The sequence below is a fragment of the Nocardia cyriacigeorgica genome, assembly GCF_005863245.1.
GTDB lineage: Bacteria > Actinomycetota > Actinomycetes > Mycobacteriales > Mycobacteriaceae > Nocardia > Nocardia cyriacigeorgica_C.
The window spans coordinates 45,931-61,711 of the sequence record NZ_VBUT01000017.1 but is presented as its reverse complement, the minus strand read 5'-3'; the positions used below and the strand labels follow the sequence as shown (position 1 = coordinate 61,711).

16 protein-coding genes are annotated in these 15,781 nt (G+C 68.7%); 2 read left to right on the top strand and 14 right to left on the bottom strand.

Annotation, left to right across the window (positions count from 1 at the left end):
* The first annotated feature begins 118 nt into the window (after positions 1-118).
* Positions 119-469 (top strand): hypothetical protein, encoded by a 351-nt coding sequence (locus FEK34_RS29320; RefSeq protein ID WP_138453205.1) that lies wholly within the window; start codon positions 119-121, stop codon positions 467-469.
* A 594-nt stretch (positions 470-1,063) separates the two neighbouring features.
* Positions 1,064-1,432 (top strand): DUF732 domain-containing protein, encoded by a 369-nt coding sequence (locus FEK34_RS29315; RefSeq protein ID WP_138453203.1) that lies wholly within the window; start codon positions 1,064-1,066, stop codon positions 1,430-1,432.
* Positions 1,433-1,640: 208 nt separating this feature from the next.
* Here FEK34_RS29315 and FEK34_RS29310 read toward each other — a convergent pair whose 3' ends face one another.
* From FEK34_RS29310 to FEK34_RS29245, 14 genes are all read right to left on the bottom strand, one after another.
* Positions 1,641-2,801: an acyl-CoA dehydrogenase family protein gene (locus FEK34_RS29310; protein WP_138453201.1), complete on the bottom strand. Its 1,161-nt coding sequence runs from the start codon at positions 2,799-2,801 to the stop codon at positions 1,641-1,643.
* Positions 2,802-2,870: 69 nt separating this feature from the next.
* Positions 2,871-3,719, bottom strand: coding sequence for an MBL fold metallo-hydrolase (locus tag FEK34_RS29305; protein ID WP_138453199.1), 849 nt, complete (start codon positions 3,717-3,719; stop codon positions 2,871-2,873).
* Positions 3,720-3,785: 66 nt separating this feature from the next.
* Positions 3,786-4,688, bottom strand: a complete 903-nt coding sequence (locus FEK34_RS30305; protein ID WP_171048473.1) for a hypothetical protein — start codon at positions 4,686-4,688, stop codon at positions 3,786-3,788.
* Complete coding sequence (locus FEK34_RS29295) at positions 4,685-5,731, bottom strand: hypothetical protein (protein WP_138453195.1); 1,047 nt, start codon at positions 5,729-5,731, stop codon at positions 4,685-4,687. Before FEK34_RS29295 ends, FEK34_RS30305 begins: the two co-directional genes overlap by 4 nt.
* Positions 5,728-6,639: a DUF4913 domain-containing protein gene (locus tag FEK34_RS29290; protein ID WP_171048472.1), complete on the bottom strand. Its 912-nt coding sequence runs from the start codon at positions 6,637-6,639 to the stop codon at positions 5,728-5,730. The genes FEK34_RS29295 and FEK34_RS29290 overlap by 4 nt, the downstream gene beginning before the upstream one ends.
* On the bottom strand, positions 6,636-8,510 hold the full coding sequence (locus FEK34_RS29285) for a type IV secretory system conjugative DNA transfer family protein (RefSeq protein WP_171048471.1): 1,875 nt from the start codon (positions 8,508-8,510) through the stop codon (positions 6,636-6,638). The genes FEK34_RS29290 and FEK34_RS29285 overlap by 4 nt, the downstream gene beginning before the upstream one ends.
* A gap of 49 nt (positions 8,511-8,559) precedes the next feature.
* On the bottom strand, positions 8,560-9,618 hold the full coding sequence (locus FEK34_RS29280) for a hypothetical protein (RefSeq protein WP_138453190.1): 1,059 nt from the start codon (positions 9,616-9,618) through the stop codon (positions 8,560-8,562).
* Positions 9,619-9,797: 179 nt separating this feature from the next.
* Positions 9,798-10,715 (bottom strand): hypothetical protein, encoded by a 918-nt coding sequence (locus FEK34_RS29275; RefSeq protein ID WP_138453188.1) that lies wholly within the window; start codon positions 10,713-10,715, stop codon positions 9,798-9,800.
* Between the two features lie 7 nt (positions 10,716-10,722).
* A complete protein-coding gene (locus tag FEK34_RS29270) occupies positions 10,723-11,667 on the bottom strand; it encodes a hypothetical protein (protein WP_138453186.1) in 945 nt (314 codons plus the stop codon).
* Between the two features lie 47 nt (positions 11,668-11,714).
* Entirely contained in the window at positions 11,715-12,629 is a 915-nt protein-coding gene (locus FEK34_RS29265) for a hypothetical protein (RefSeq protein ID WP_138453185.1), read from the bottom strand.
* A gap of 36 nt (positions 12,630-12,665) precedes the next feature.
* Positions 12,666-13,571 carry a hypothetical protein gene (locus tag FEK34_RS29260; protein WP_138453183.1) on the bottom strand — a complete coding sequence of 302 codons (906 nt, stop codon included), beginning with the start codon at positions 13,569-13,571 and terminating at the stop codon, positions 12,666-12,668.
* Positions 13,572-13,626: 55 nt separating this feature from the next.
* The gene (locus tag FEK34_RS29255) at positions 13,627-14,589 is read right to left on the bottom strand and encodes a hypothetical protein (protein ID WP_138453181.1); all 963 of its coding nucleotides are present in this window, start codon (positions 14,587-14,589) and stop codon (positions 13,627-13,629) included.
* Positions 14,586-15,125, bottom strand: a complete 540-nt coding sequence (locus tag FEK34_RS29250) for a hypothetical protein (protein WP_138453180.1) — start codon at positions 15,123-15,125, stop codon at positions 14,586-14,588. Before FEK34_RS29250 ends, FEK34_RS29255 begins: the two co-directional genes overlap by 4 nt.
* The gene (locus FEK34_RS29245) at positions 15,122-15,781 is read right to left on the bottom strand and encodes a hypothetical protein (protein ID WP_138453178.1); all 660 of its coding nucleotides are present in this window, start codon (positions 15,779-15,781) and stop codon (positions 15,122-15,124) included. Before FEK34_RS29245 ends, FEK34_RS29250 begins: the two co-directional genes overlap by 4 nt.

Genomic DNA, 15,781 nt, shown 5'->3' with positions numbered 1-15,781 from the left:
TGATTGCACACTTTCGCGGGTTTGCTCACGCTAAACTGCGCTCGTGGTGGCAGCTGTCGGGGTCGCAGATGGCGACCGCGCGGCCGCATCCCACTTTCATTTCGATTGCCCAGTCAGCGTGATCAGAGGGCACCTCTACGGCTGCAACCGGCGCCAGATCACCAGCTCCTACCTCGAGCTTGCCGCCACCCTCACCGAGCTGGCCGACGGCCGCGAGCTGATCCTCGACGGCGCGATCATCGCCCAGGCCTCGACCGGGGCGCGTTTACGGACTTGCTGCAACAGCGGATGCATGTCGTGCGCGGCCGAGCAGACAGCTCATCGCCGCGGGTCTGTGCGACTGTTCCTGTTCGACGTCCTTGCCGACTCGGGCAACTCGCTCACCGCCCCGCTGTACCTCGAGCTGCGCGACCGGCTACACGCGCTCGAGTTCACCGCGACACCGGTACAGACCCACCGCGCCGGATAGGCATCGACGCCAATCAGCGAATCGCAGCTACAAACGAAGACCACCTCGAAGGCTTCCCCACCGCCCACCCGATCGCGCAACTGTGTCCGGACCCCCCCGGGATCGAACTCGTAGATGGAGTCGCAGCTACGCAGGTACTCGCGAATCTACTCTTGATCGCCCGCACGGCAACGGATTAGAAGTCCGTAATGCCTAGACCAAACTCGCGACACTCGTCGGTGCGTGGAATTACCCGTCACCGGGGGTCGATCGAGGCACCTACAACTTTCAGACCACAGGGCCACGATCAACGGTCGGAACCGGGCATCGTGCTCGGGCAGCGCCGTTGGGGTTGTCTCCCGAAAGCAATTCCGCCCTGCAACAAGAAATGCCCTGGGACTGAAATTGACTGGATAGCTCAACGCACCGATATCACGACTCGTCCACCCGACAGGCGCTGCGTAACGGCGGCGGGAATGCCCGCGACTCAACAGTATGAGCGGGACACTACTGCGAAATGCACGGAGCTCGTGATGGACTTCTCTTCGCTCCGATCTCGGCGCGCCCTAAGGAGAGCGGTCCGGGCTCTCTTCTGAAAAATACGATCCGAGAAACATGATGAACAGACACCCGATCTACAGGCCGTTGTGCGTCGTAGCCCTCAACGTCATCGCGCTAGTAGCCTTCGCCGTGGGATGCGGTGATGGCAGCGATACCCAGTCCAGCGATGAGCGGTTCGACAAGGCTGTCTCCGAGCAGAACCTTGACATCGACCCGGACCAGGCGCAACTGCAAGCTAAGAATTCATGCGCTGACCTGGACGCATCCACAGATGACCCAGCGAATCTCGATCCGTTCGAGGTTGCTCGGATAGTGCAGAAAGTCCAGATCAAGACAAAACTGAGCCAGGACGACGCGGGTCTTTTGGTCGCACTGGGTATCGAGGCGTATTGCCCCGAGTTCAAGGCGTCGTTTGGGAAGTGAGGGCTCCGTTCCAAGCCTCGGAATCGCCTATCGACAACGACCTGGCCTTGCAAGGAGGGAGGCGAGACCGCCGGTAAGCCGGCGGCCCCTTCTGCCTGCCACTGCTCTTCGTAGACCGGTGATTGCAGCACTCTGCTTCGTCCGAGGACATGCTTTTGTTACATAGGAGGCCATCGTCGGGTCGACTACAATTCTCCTGGGCGTTCGGTCAGTAGATGGGGTAATTGGGATCCAGCCCAGCCAGGATCCGTCCGTATTGTTCTTCGGCGCTGCTGGCGAGTAGGAATGAGTGGACCGTCAAGGCTCGGATGTCGTCGAAGATGGTGGTCAGTCGGGTGCCGTGTTGGTCGGCGGTGGCGCCGGAGGCTTTGTCGATTATGTCGCAGACCTGGCGGCAGAGGGCGATGGCGCGGGCGGCGTCGAAGCGGCTGCGCACCCGGGTGGCGGTATCCCAGGGCGTGTCAGCGGCGATGTGCTCGTCCACGGTGGAGGCGAGGCGGCGGCCGAAGTAGTCGGCGGTGTCCAGCAGGGCTTGGGCTTCGGCGAGCTGGAATGCGGTGATCGGGGCTTCGGATTGTTTGGTGTGCGGTGAGTAGGTGATGCCGGGTCGGGTGATGAGGTCGGTGAGGGCGGTGGTGGCCATGCCGATGGCGGGTCCGGCCGACAGCGCGCTGATGATCGGCACGAGTGGCTGGCGCCAGTAGGGGTCGGGGGTGTAGTCGCGGCCGATGCCGTCGAGGATGTGATGGAACGGGATCGTATGCCGTTGCGGGATGAAGGCGTTGGTGAGTGAGAGGGCGTTCGACCCGGTGCCGACCAGTCCGCTCATCGTCCACTCCCCCGCGAGATCGAACGCGGTGCGCGGCACCAGCAGGGCCAGCGGGTGGCCGTCGTGGTCGGAGTGGGCGGGCACGATCATCCACCCGGAGTGGTGTTGGCCGGAGCAGAACGGCCACCGTCCGGTGACGGTGTAGCCGCCGGTGGTTGGGGTGGCGGTGCCGGTGATCGAGAACACCCCGCCAGCGCGGGTGTTGGCGCTGGTGAGGTATTCATCGAACACTTCCTCGCCGAAGAGCCGGATCATCCATGGGGTGGCGGCCCAGATGGCGGTGAGCCAGGCGGTTGAGCCGTCGTGGCGGCCGATTTCAGTGAGGATCGCATGCTGGTCGAGCAGGCCCAGCTGGGCACCTCCCTGCTCCCGAGGCCAGGTCATGCGGGTCACGCCGGTGGTCTCGAGGGCGTCGACGACATGGTCGGTGGCCCGGCGTAAGCGAAGGGCCTCGGGTTGAGAGTTCGTGATGATGTCGCCGACGCCGTCGATGCGGTTCAGCAGTTTCGATGCGGGTCGGGTGTCGGTGGTGATGGTCATGCATGTTCCGTTCTGTGAAGAGGTTGTGCCGAGGTCGGCCGGTCTTGCGCGGTGCGGCTGCGTGGCTGGTTAGGTGGGTTGCCAGGTTCTAGTGCCGGTGGGGGTGGTGGTGACGTGGCCGAGTTGGGTGTCGGCGAAGTGGATTCCGAAGCCGAGGGTGCCGGGGGTGCTGAGGTCGTCGACGAGTCGGCGGGCGGTGGTGCGGGAGGCGTCGGGGTCGTCGTCGAGGGCGGCGGTGAGTTCGGGGTGGCGGACTTGTAGGGGTGTTTGTAGTGCGTCGCCGAAGGCGATGACGCGGTGTCGGGTGGCGGTGAGGGTGTAGGTGAGGTGGCCGAGGCTGTGGCCGGGTGTGGTGGTGGCGTGGATGCCGGGGGCGACCTGTTGGTGGTCGGTGATGGTGCGGACGCGGTCGGCGAAGGTGTCGAGGATTTCGGGGGTGATGCCGTCGGTGGTGGCGAGGTGGCGGTGGTGCCATTCGGTGTCGCCGACCAGGACCGGGGTGTTGGTGAACGGGCTGCTGGGTTGCCAGAGCCAGCCGATGTGGTCGAGGTGCAGGTGGGTCAGGGCGATCGCGTCGATGTCGTCGGGGTGTTTGCCGGCGGCGTCGAGGCTGCGGAGCAGTTCGCCGCCGCGGATCAGCCCGAAGGGGGTGGGGAGGGCCATGGGCCCGAAGCCGGCGTCGATGAGCAGGGTGTGGTCGCGGTATTCGACCAGGAGGGCGCCGACGCTGGCGACGAGCCAGCCATCGGGGTTGATCAGATGTGCGTGCGCGTCCCAGATCTCGTCGGTGGCGGCGGGGAACCAGGCACGGGGGTCGAGGTAGGCGACGCCGTCGGGCAGGTACGTGAGGCGGTGCTCCCCGAAGCGATGCTGATGCAGGGCGGCGGCACGGGCGTAGCGGTCTAATGCAAGGGTCATGGTCGACTCTCCAAGTCGCGTAAAAGGATTGGGAATGGGGTGGCCGGTCTGCGTGGCGGTGACTGGTCACGGGGATGGGCCGTGGTCGTGGTCAGCCGACGCGACCGCGCCGGGCGTTTCCTCGGCAAGTGCGGTAACCAGATCGGGGTCCGGTGCAGTCGATGGGGCTTCGCCGACACCGACCGCGGCGGTGATCGCGTTCTCCATGGCCCGGCCGTCAGGGTCGGCCCCGGACGTCGCGATGAGCGTGTGGGCGCGTGCGATCAGCTGTGAGGGGCGAGCGATGGCTGCGTCGTCGAGGTGCAGGTTGGGGTGGTGGCGGCGCAGGTTGCGCAGGGAGTTGCGGACGTCGGCGGCGATGGTGTCTCGGGTGTGGGTGTGCCAGAGGGCGTCGAGGTCGGCGTCGGCGGCCGCGAGCAGCTGGGTGCAGGTGTGGGCGAGCTGGGCGGCGGAGATGGCGAGGTGTTCGAGGTCAAGGCCGATTGCGGCGGCGGTGGCCAGTGCGCGAGTCCGCAGCGCGTTCATGTTGCGGCGCAGTTGTTGCCCACCGACTTGCGACGCCCCGGCGGCCTGGGCGGATGGGTCGCGGTGCTCGCGCACCGCGATCAGGACGGCCATCTCGCGGAGTCGCTCGAGGTCATCGTTCACGCGTGTGCGGGTGCGCCGTTGTGGCCGTCGTGCTGGTGCTGGTGGTAGGTGGTGGTCGAGGTGCCAGGGCTGGCCGGTGCCGGCGAGGTGGCGGGTGTGTTGGATCCAGATCTCGGGCAGGCCGGTGCTGCGGGCTGCGATCTCGGCCAGGGCTCGTTCGCGTTCGGCGACATCCAGATGCGGATGGACACCGGCGGGAGATGTGGGTGTGGTGGCGCGAAGCCGGGTTACGGTGACGGTGTGGTCGTAGAGCGCGCGCAGGGCATCTGCCTGGGCGGCGGGCAGTTCCCGCAGGCGTGGTCCGCGCTTGGGCGTGCTCATGGCGCCACCTCCTGGCCGGTATCCGGGTGCGGTTGCGGCAGGTGTGTCGGATCGTCGGCGTGGCTGAACCACAGCGCTGCATCGGCATCCGGAGCGGCGGCGGCGACCGCGGCCTCGATCGCCGCGCCCTGATCGGCCCGGGGAGGGTCACTGAACGCCGGAGCACCCACCGAGCCTGGGAAATTCACCGGCGCGGCACCGGTGGTGTCGCCGTGTGTGGCGGCCCGGAAGATTGGCGACTCTGCCCTCAGCTCCGGAGGGTCGGCCGCGTTGTCGAGGGTGACGGTCGGGGTGCTGAGTTGTGCGGGTTGGGATGCGTCGGCGCCGAGGGCGGTGATGATGTCGGTGCCGAGTTGGCGTGGTGGTGGCAGGCCAGGGGCGGTGTTGGTGGGGATGCGGGTGATTTCGAGGACTTGGGCTTGGAGCAGGTAGGTGCCGGTGTCGGAATTGGCGGCCGCGTGTAGGCGGCGGTGGACTTCGGGGGCATCGATGCCGGTGAGATGTTGGGCACCGGATTCGACGAGGTCGGCGTGGGTGCCCCACAGGTCTGCGGCGATGGTGTCGTCGACGCCGAGGAGGTTGACCACGCCAGCGGTCCTGGTGAACAAGGCGCTGAGGTTGCGGGCCAGGCGGGTACGCGGGTCGGTCTCGGGCAGGTCGTGTGTGTGCGGGTGCAGGGCGGCCAGGGCCGACCAGTCCCGGAGGCGGGCGACGTCGGCGACGAGGTCACCGAGGACGGTGTCCCAGTCGGGTTGTTCGGGTTCGCGCAGCGACAGGTCGGCTTGCCAGCGCAGGCCGCGGTCGCCGCGTTCGCGGACGTGGTCGAGCCATGCGCGTGGGATGCCGGCCGCGTGCGCGGCGCCTTCGAGTGCCTGCCGCAACAGCATCCGCTGTTCGTGGTCGTCGAACCATGTCTGGTCGGGGCGGGCGCCGGTGCGGTGGTAGTGCTCGTCGGCAGTGCTCAGCGCCTCGGCGCCGGCGACGGTTTCGTTCTGCAGCATCTGCAACAGCCGGGCCTGGAGACGGGTGGGTGCGATCGTCATGACTCCCCCTCGGTGTCAGCGGGTTGGCGCAGTTTGCTGTAGGCGGGGCCGAATCCCAGTCGCTCGATCGGCGTGGTGGCGCCGGTGACGCCGAACCAGTTGTCCGGTACCGCGGCGGTGGGGAGGCCGGGGGTGTCGAGGTGGTCGTCGGGGGTGCAGCGGTAGAGCGGGCCGTTGGCGGCGTCGAGGATGTAGCGCATGTGCGGGTCGATGTGGCGGACGAACAGCGTGCTCATCGCGGATTTGTCGTCGGCGCGCAGCGCGGCCTCGAACACCCGGTGCACCGCCGCCAACCGCACCACCACCGCCTGGTGGCGCCACCACTGCCGACACCACGTGTACTGGCCCTCGCGCTGATTGGCCGCGATCCGCACCGAGGTCACCGGCAGCAGCCACTTCTCCGCGAACTGCGAATAGTGCGCGAACCGGGGCGGGGTCTTCTTCGCCCCTTTGGCGCCCTCGCCGCCATCGCCGGTCGGGTTCTGTTCGGGCGTGGGCGGTTTGGGTGGGCCGAACCATCCGGGCGGGACCGGGTCGAACGGTAATGATGCGGTGCTGACGTGTTCTCGGCGGGTGCAGCGGTGCAGGGGGCCATTGGCGGCGTCGAGGATCACCTTCATGTGCCCGTCGACGTGGGAGAGCAGGAAGGTACTCAGGCCGCTGCCGGTATTGGAGCGGCGTTGGGCCTCGAACGCGTTGTGCAGGTGCGCGAACCGCACCGCGACCGCGCGGTGCGCCCACCACCGCTCACACCAGGTGTAGGTGTTCTCGCGGTTGGCTTCGGCGAGGCGCACGTTGATCGTCGGCAGCAGCCAGGTCGTGACGAAGTCGGTGAAATGCCGGTACTGTGGCGGCTTCGGCGCCTTCCCCGTCGACGCGGCGGCACCCGAACCCGATGGGGCGGTCATGACGGCTCCCCCTCCCCATGGGCTTGGTCGGTCGTGTCGAGGCCGGGGAGTGGTTGGGGGGCTTTGTCGAAGCGGTCCAGGGATGCGCGCACCAGGGGCGCGTGTTCGGTGTCGGACCACCATAGTTTTTCGACGACGACGGGGCCGTGGTTTGGAAGTCGTACCAGCGCCCTGTTTTTCGGTAGTGCGGCGAGGATGGCGACGTCGAGGATGGGTTCGGTGCGCCAGGTCAGGGTGCGGTTGGTGCCGCCGGCGCCGCGGCTGCGGGAGCGGTCGGCGACTTCGTGGGCGCCGGCCATCGCGACCCAATGCTCGAGGTAGCCGGTGGCGGCGATGCCGCCGCCGTATACCTCGATCGACTGCGCGCGCATGGTCGCCAAACCGTTGGCGCCCCATAGGTCTTCGCCCTGTTCGAGGACCTGCAGGATCGTCATCAGCACGATGCCGCAGCCTCCGGCGTAAGTGTAGTAGGAGGGCAGCTCACCGATGCGGGCACAGTTGGCGGCCTCATCGAGCACCCCCAACAACGGCACCGCCAACCGGCCATCCGGCCGGGCTCGCGCCACCGCCAACCCCGCCTCCAGAATCTGACCCACCAGAGCAGACGTCAGCGGGGTGGCGCCGTCCGGGCCGGCCATCGACAACGCATACAGGGTGTCCGACGAGGTGACGAACTCGCTGGGCACGAATTCCGGCAACTGGTGCGTTGATTCCAGTTCAGCGGTATAGACGACGATCTTCTTCGCGCCCAGTGCGCGTTCGGCCGCGCTCGCTTCGCGGACCTTGATCTGCAGCCGCTGGGGCGGGGTGACCATTCGCGCGTAGCCGGGGTCGGAGAGCACGTTGAGGAAACGGCGCGCCATGTCGTAGAGGCCGTCGCGTTGGCGGGCATACAGGCCCTGGCACTCCACAATCCGTTCGGCCGGGCGGGTGTGGCCGTGGGCGCGCAGGATCAGCGCCGGAGTTTCGTCCTGGTCGCGGCCGAGCCATTCGGCCACATGCAGCAAATCCCCACCCGCGCACGCGGCAGCAAACACATACAACGCCAACAGCTCTTGGGCGCCGCCATCGAAATACGAGTCGACCTTCGCATTGGCCGCCTGCGACGCCGACCCCGTCGACCCGGACACGAAGAAGCCGGCCAGCTTGCGTGCGGCCGGCAAGCCGGTCACCTGGGTCAGGAGGTTGACCCAGAACCCGCACACGGGTTGCCCGGTCACCGCTTGCAGGTCGCACAACCACACCCGGCCGCGGCGTTCACGACCGTAGACGGTGTGGCGGTAGAGGTCGGGTTTGTTCGAGGTCGCCAAGCACGCACCCCACGCGCCCAGCACCGCCGCAACCGCCCACGCCATCGTCTTGCCGGTGCGGGTACCGGCCGCGATCGTGACCCCCAGCTCGGCGGGCACGAACAACTCGATCCCGCCGATCACCGTGCGCCCCAACGGCGGTCCCGGCATGGCCCGCACGGGTGCGGGGGCATCGCGCAGCAGTCGCTGGTTGGTGGCGAGGTTGTCGCGGGCTCGCGCCATGGTGATCAGGTGCGGGGGCTGCATGGTGCGCGCTGCCGCGTCGATCTCGCTGCCGGCCCGATACCGCTGCCACACCGCCACACCCGCTGCGAACCCGCCCGCGAGCAGACCGATGAAAAGGACGGTCGCCGCCACCGGCCACGGATGCCTCCCTGCGGACACGGCGAGCAGCGCCCGCACCGGATGCCCGATGACAGGTTGCCCGCTGACCCAATTCCCCGCCGCCAGCGCCAGCCACGCCGCGCCGGCGATGAGCACCAGCGCCAGCGCGGACGCCAGGAGCGTGGTCTCCTCTCCGAGCCCTCGTCGGCTGCGCCGGCGTGACTCGCGCCCGACCATCACGACCACACCCCCACCGGCAAGGAAGCACGTGCTGTGGGTGGCTGGTTCATAGCGTGGCTCCGGCCTCGCGCACTGCCCGGGCCGGGTCGGGCGCGGTGTCAGGGCCGTCTTCGACGGACCATGCCTGCGGTTCGGTGTCGCCGCCTACAGCGGCGTCGACGAGGGCGCGGATCTCTGTGCCGTCGGCGTCGGCGATAGCGGCCGGTCCGGGTTGGGTGCCGTCGGCGGCCGTGGTTTGGTGTCCGGTGTGCGGCTGTCGGTAGTGGCCGTCGCGACCGGCTCGGTAGGCGGTTTCGATGTCGGTGGCGTTGGCTCCGGCCTCGGCGGCGTCGCGGCGGGCCGTGCGGGCCGCCTCCAGGAGCGAGTCCAGGCGGGTGACGAGGGTGTCGACTTCCTCGGCAGGTCCGTCCCACTCCCCTGCCAGCCGCTGATGTTGGGCGGTGAGATTCTGCAGCTGTGCCAGCGCGGCGGTGCGGCGGCCCTCGGCGACGATGCCCGGGGCGTGACGCAGCTCGGGCGGTAGGAGGGAGGCGTGCTCGTCGGCGCCGGTGTCGCGGTCGCCGAGGTTGTCTTCGAGTTCCAGCAGTCGATTGGTCGCGGCGATCACCGCATCGACCTCGTCCAGGCTCACCGGTTCGGACGCGCGTCCTCCGAGGGCGCGATCGAGCACACTCGCACTGCTGGCGAGCTCGGTGTTCGGCTGTGGCCGCCAGCGAGCGCTGTCCTGGCCGGAGCCGATGGTCGTGGGCTCGTGGTGGCCGGTGAGCTCGGCGGCCTGGGTCAGGGTTCGCCACTGCCGGTCGTCGATCGGGAGGTCGCCGGCAGCGTGTGTTTGCGACAGGCGCCGGAAGGCGGCGGCGGTCGTTTCCGGGCGCGCTTCCCACGCGCCCACCGCGGCCTCGAGCTCATGCCACAGCCCGCGGGAGTCGGGGTCGCGGGTCCAGTGCGCGGCCAGGGCAGCGGCTTGGTCGAGGAACGCGCGGGTCTGTTCAGGGTTTTCCGCGTGCGGGGCGATCATCCGCAGGTTGTGCGCGCGGGTGAAATCGTGTCGTAGGGCGGCCTCGGTCGCGGCGAGATCGCCCGCAGAAGTCGATGTGGTGGACATCGTCGCCTCCAAAAAGGTGTGGGAGGGCGGCTGCCGCGACCGAGCAAAGGCGGTGGCGGCCGGTGGATGTCCCCGGCAGATCAGGTTCGGCTCATCCGGTCAGTACCCGTGACCGACGCGCCGACAAGAGAACGGAAACTATTGGTGCAGAGAGGCTTTTGCTTCCAGTATCGATGAGCTCACGGTCCGGGCCCGCTGCCGTGATTGACCTGATCGGGACCGACGTCGGTGCTGGCGTCCCAGTTCGCGGCGCCCGCTTCGGAAGCGATCTCGGCATGGTCGTGTGTGGCGGCGGTGATGGCGTTGTCGATGAAGGACGATCGCAGCGCTGCCGATGCTGCGGCGATCATCTGCTGCGGTGTCGGTGCGGTCGGAGTGCTCGCCTGCGCGTCCGCACCGGGGGCGGCGGGAACGTAGGGCGGGATCGCCAGATCCGGTGTGCTGTGGGCGTAGTCGCTCCAGGCTTGCATCAGGCTGGCCTCCGTCCAGGTGCCCACGGCCCCGGCGTGGAAGTGACGGATGCCGTCTGCGCCCGCGCCCCACAACCTTTCGGCCTCGCTATCCGTGAGCTCAGCGGCGCGGGCCAGGGCGTTGACCCGTTCCCAGCGACGGGCCATCGCCTCGGCGAACCGGCCTTCGGCGTCGGGATCAGTGCTGATACTCCATCGGCCAGTGGCGAGGCGGTCGGTGCGGGCGGCAGCCAAACCGGCCATCCGCTCCAGGTGCCACAGATCCACACTCAGCATCTCGACATAGAACTGTTGGCTCACCGCATCACGCACCGGCACCACGCTCACCGGCGAGCCCGGCTCCGGCGCGGGTGCAGGCCGCGCACCGCGGGCGCCGAGTTCCCGCATGTCCGCGATCCACCCCGCCGGAACTCCCGCCGACAACGCAGTCTGCTCGGTCTGCTCGAGCAAACCCTCCACCGCATTCACCGCCTCTGTGTGGGTCGCCTGCTGCTCCTCATCCAGTTCCTGATCACCGACCGGCACCACGGGTGTGGCCACAAGCCGCGTGCACTGGGCCGACAGCATGTGGATGCTCCGCAGCAGCTGCCCCAGCCAATCCTCGACCGACGGCCATGGCTCCGACATTCGCGCCTCACCACCCCAGGTCAGGGTCGATCTGCTGCTCCGGCGGCGCCGCAGCCTCGGACTCTGCCTCGATCCCCGGCTCCACGTCGATGACCACTGCCGCGTCGACGACCGTTGCCGCCTCGGGTGCGCTATCGTGCTCGACCGCCGTCCCCGTGGCGACCCGGTCGTGGTAGCGGGCGACGGCGGCGCCAGCGCGGGCGAGGAGCGTGTCGGGATCGGGCGGCCACCATTGCGGTGGGCTCGCCAGCCCATACATGTCGGTCAAGGTGTGGATGTCGCCGGTCAGGGCGGTTTCGATGTGGCCCCAGGACGCGGCGCGCCATCCTTCGACGACGGCGAAGTCACCGACGTTCTCCATCAACGTGCCGATCACCCGATCCCACGCCGACTCATCGCGGTCCCAGAACGCGGCGGCCTCGCCCTCACTCAGATCAGCGATCTGGGCGAACAGCGCTGCGCGGTGGGCGGTCGCAATCATGTTGCGTCGCGTTTGTTCGGGCAGCCCGGTCTCGGCCGGGTGCGGGCGCAGCGGGCCGGGCATCGTCGCGCGGCGGGCGTGCATGGCCGCCATCTGTTCGAGCCGGTAGGCGTCGTAGGCCAGGTGATCGATGATGTGGTCGAGTTCTGGATGCTGCGACGGTGGTGGGGCGTGCGGGCTGTCGGCCCAGCGGATGCCGTAGGCGCCGGCCTCGGCTGCTGCGTCCACGGTCTCGCGCGGGATCCCGGCATCGATGGCCCGCAGCCGTGCCTGCATGCGTTGGGAATGGACGTCGCCGAGCTGGTCCCGCCAAATCCGCATCGGCAGGTCCTCGCCCTCTGACCCCGGGAAATAGGTCGGGAACTCGTACGTCAGTACCCGTACATGCTCATAGGACAGATCTTGCACACCCTTCAGCAGCCGCCGCTGCCACCCGGGCAGCCGATCGACACCGGCCAGCGGACCAGTCATCGCCACAGACTCCTTTCTGGTACTTGCGGTTTCGAACAGGGATGTGGTCACAGCTCGTGCCCCGGCGGGTCTGTCCGCGGTGTGGGATCGATGGGTTCGCCGGCGAGACCTGGGTCGGGGTCGGCCCACTGGGCGGCCAGGTCGTCCCCGACGGAGGCGGCGATGGTTTCGCCGAGCGGTGGGGGTGCGTAGCTGGCGTTGGCGTCGGCGATCGCTTGGCTCGCGCGGGTGATCAGCTGCTCGCGGGTCGGGGGCGGATGCCCGAGGGTGGTGGCGGTGAGGGTGTCGAGGTCACGGCGGGCTTCGAAGGCGAGGCCGGGCCAGGCCATCGTGCGCCACCGCTCATGTAATTCGGTGTCGCTGTATACGAACAGGGTGGTTTCGACCAGTCGCTGCCAACCGTCCCGGGTGCGGTCCCAGATCTCGGCGCGGTCGCGCTCGGGCAGCTCGATGGCGTCGGCGGTCATCCTCGCCCGGGCCCACAGGGCCTCCATGTTGACGTCGAAGTCGGCGATCTCCCCGGCGCTCACGCGGGCGTCGAGTCCGCGCGCGGTGTGCTCCACGCGGAGGGCTGCCATGTGTTCGAGCTGCCAGATGTCGGAGGCGACACCGTCGACCATATGCGCCCAGACCTCGGTCTCCCCGTGCGCCAATGCTGGTGGCGTATGCACCGAATCGCCCCAAAGTTCGCCCCGCGCACCGGCCCCGAGGGCCTCATCGATGGCCCGGGGCGGGATATCCACCGCTACCGCGTACGCCGTCATGTCCTCCAGGTCGGCAGCGATGGCGCGCAGATGGGTGCGCCAGGTCTGGATCGGGATGTCGCCGGCGCCGTAGTGGCGCTGGTATTCCGGGTATCCGCTGCGCAGCACCCGGGCATGGTCGGCAGAGGTCTTCTGGATGCGCGCCAGCAGCCGCAGCTTCCACGTCGATAACCCGTCGTGGGGTGTCGGGCTCGTCATCGGTTTCTCTCACTTTCGTGTGGGACAAGGTCTTGGTCATGGCGCCGGGTCGATGCCGTAATCGCTTGCCGTGTTGGTGGGTTCGGGTGGGTGCTCCGATTCGGGCACCGGATTCGGCTGGTCACCGGTCAGACCGGCGGCGGCGAGGGTGGCGGTGATGGCGTGCCCGGGTCGGGTTGCGTGGGCGGGGTCGGTGATCAATGCCGGTTCCGTGCTCGTCTGTTGGTCGAGCGCGGCGGCGGCGAGTTCGACCATCCGGTCCGGGGTGACCGGCATCTGGGCGCTGATGTCGTCGGCGGTGATGCCGGCGGCTTGCAGCACGATGGTGGGCATCGCGGCGGCGGTGAAGTCAGCGCCGCTGGTGTGCTCGAAACGCGCGCGCAGCTGCGCCACGGTCAGCTCGGAGGACTCGGCGGCAGCTTCGGTGGCCCAACGCCGGGGACCGCGTTGCCACAGCTGGTGGCGGTCGTCCTCGGTCAGCGCGAGGGCGTGCCCGATGGCGCCGAGGCGCTGCCAGGTCATGCCCATGATCCGGCGATGGCGGGCGTTGCGGTCGGTGTCGACGTCGACGGTGCGGGTGTAGGCGGCCGCAATCGCGGCCATGTCCTGCAACGAGCGCACGTCCCGGGCCAGCGCGCTGATCAGGGTGGAGCGCTCGATCGTGTTCGGGGCCAGCATCCCCGTGCCCGGATCCCAGGCCGCGCCCCGGTCTCCGGCGGCTTGGACGTAGTCGATCCAGGTTTTCGGCACACCCACCGCCAGCGCGGTCCGATCGATCTCCTCGCGGGAGCGTTCCCCGATCGCGACGTGTTCGGCTACCGCCGGCGGTGGGGTGGTGTGACCGTCGCGGTGGGCGGCTTCGAGGCGAGTGTGGTTGTCGTAGCTGATGTTTTGGATCGCGCGCAGCAGATGCGCCTGGATCCGCGTCGGAGTGTTCACCATCGCCGACCATCCCGCGGTATGCGCCGCGTTCGCGGGTGGGCGAGTGCGGCCGGGGTCATGGTTCCGGCTCCAGGGTCGAGGCTACGGCGGCGCCCGTCTCGACCTCAGGGTCCGGGGTGGGTTCGAGGTCGGCGGCCGGGTCGGGCTCGGCGGCGGCGGCGATCACGGCGTCGATGAGCTGCCCCGGCGCGGTGGGGGCCGGGCTGGTGGCGGCTGCACCGTGGTCGAGGTGGGCGGCCATCGACAACTCCTCGGTGAGCCCGTTCAGGTTGTCGAGCAACGCGGCGTCGGCGGGGGTCGGCTCCCATAGAGGTAGGTCGGTGGCGGTGTCGTCGATGAGGGCACCAGGATCGAGGCCGGTGTCCTCGGCGAAGCGTTCGGTGAAGGCAGCGGCCGCGTCGCGGTGGGTGTCGGACAGATCACTGGCGGCCTGGGCGGTGGCGAACGCCGCCGCCGACGCCATCGCCTCACCCGCCTCTCCTGCCGCAGTGAGGGTGTCGCTGAACCCGGCGGCGCGGCGACGAATTTCAAGCAACAACTCCTTGTACTTGACATCGAGCTTGTGAAGCTCTCCCGCACGTTCTTCACGGGCCCGATAGCCCTCGACCTTCTTCTCATGCACGTCGTCTAGGCGACCCCGTTCGAGGACCTCGCTGGTGTTGCGGCGATCCAGGTCCTGCTTTCCTCGCTCGATCTGGTCCTTCTTGTATTCCAGGTCCTTCTTGTGCAGTTCGCTGCCTTGCTCGATCCGTTTGTGGACCTCCTCGACCCGCGCGGCGTGCAGTTCGCGACCCTGGTAGGCCTTGTCGATGGCATCCAGGACCCGCATCTCATACTCGGCCTGTGACCGCTTCGCGCGAGCGGCGTCGTTGGACATCCGCTGGTTGTGTTCGGCGCGGCTGCGCGATTCCCCGCCTCGCCGCTGCATCAGCGCCGCGGTGGTGTGCGCGGTCTGCAGGGCCTGCACAAAACCTTGGCGGACGGCGACGCTGGATTCCTCGACCGGATCGCCGCTCACGACCGGACCCCCAGATCCGCCAGCAACCATCCCCGCCCAGCCGCCGGGCGGGTGGCGTGGGCGTACACCGCGAACGCGATCCGTGCCTGCCCGGCCGGGTGAAGTTCGACGGCCAACACCCGCCGGACGCTGGTCGCCGTGTCGGGCGGATGGTCATCGGCGCCCACTTTGACTGTGGTGGTGATCGCGGTGGCGTTCGTGGCCCACTGCTGCCATTGGCTGGTGGTGATCGGCGCCCACGCCAGAGCGGCTTGCTCCGCGCGGGTGGCGAACTCGCGGGTCATCAGCGGGCGGGCGCTGCGGAACGCCGCGCGCTGATCACGTTGGTCGAACGGCCGGTAGTCGAAGATCGTCGTCGTCGCCGCGACCAGCACCGCCTCGACCGAACACGGCTCCACCTCCTGGAATGGCGGATCGAAGGCCGCAGCGGCACACCGGGTTTCGCCCGCACCGGCTGTCGGATCGGTGGTGCAGGCGCTGGTGGTGAGCGCGGCGGCCAGGAGTGTGGCGGGCACGAGCAGTGCGTGGGTTTTCATCGTGGTTCTCCGGTCGGGTCGATGAGGGCCGCGAGGTCGGCGGTCGACCAGAACACCGGCCCACCAGTAGCGGCGCCGGTGGCGGGATGATCGACCGGTTGCACCGTCAGCTCCAGCACCAGCGCGGCCGTCAGCGCCGCCGCATGCAGCAGGAGCCGGTTCACCCCGTCGGCATCAGCGAGCACCAGGCGCAACGTTGCGGCGTCGGCACCCCAGTGGGTGCGCGCGAGCCCGGCGAGCCAGATCGCCTGCCGCGCCGCGACTTCCGCTGCTGCGATATCTGGGCCTGTGTCGGATGGGTGGTGGTCGCGCCAGATGACGTGGCCGTTGCCGGCGCGAAGGGTGAACTGGTTGGTGGTGGCGGCCGAGTACAGCAGCATCCGGGGTCCGCGATCGGCGAGCTGGCCGAGGCTGCGGTGGGTGCGGTCGAGGGCTTCGGCTTGTCGCATTCCTTCGTAGTCGATGCCGGCGATGTCGAGCAGCGCGGTCAGGAACCGTTCGACGGTGCGGGGGTCGGTGAACCCGTGCTGGACGGCGATGCGGTCCAGCTGCCGGGTGGTGGTGCAGCGGCGCAGCTCGACCGCACGCACACGCACCACCATCTCCGGGGTGACCTCGCCCCGGTCCTCGTCCGGGAAAGCGGGTGGTGGGTTCAT